The 274-nt window shown below is 75.2% G+C and carries 1 protein-coding gene; it reads right to left on the bottom strand.

Going from position 1 to position 274, the window contains the following annotated elements; genetic code table 11:
* Positions 1-274 (bottom strand): hypothetical protein (locus HKX41_11470; GenBank protein ID NNC24751.1); only part of this gene is annotated, 274 nt, incomplete at both ends.

The following is a 274-nucleotide window of genomic DNA, read 5'->3' as shown; positions in this document are numbered from 1 at the left end:
CCAGCACTCGCCGCGCTGACGGCGTCGGCGAGGTGGTCGCGTTCGCGCGCTTCGGTCCATGCTCCGCGGACGCCGAGGGCCGCGCCACCGCCGGGGCCGCCGTCGCCCGCGACGACTGCGTCGCGGAAGGCCGGCGGGAACGCCCCGCTCGGGCGCTCGGGCCACTCGCCGTCGACGAAGCCGACCGCGACGACGTACGGGATCGTCCGTAGCCATGTGTCGGTCGCGTCCAACACGTCGATCCGCTCCGCGTTGTCGTGTTCGCGTCGCCCTG

The sequence above is a fragment of the Salifodinibacter halophilus genome (genome assembly GCA_012999515.1).
Taxonomy (GTDB): domain Bacteria; phylum Pseudomonadota; class Gammaproteobacteria; order Nevskiales; family Salinisphaeraceae; genus Salifodinibacter; species Salifodinibacter halophilus.
This window is presented reverse-complemented; position numbering and strand designations above follow the sequence as displayed.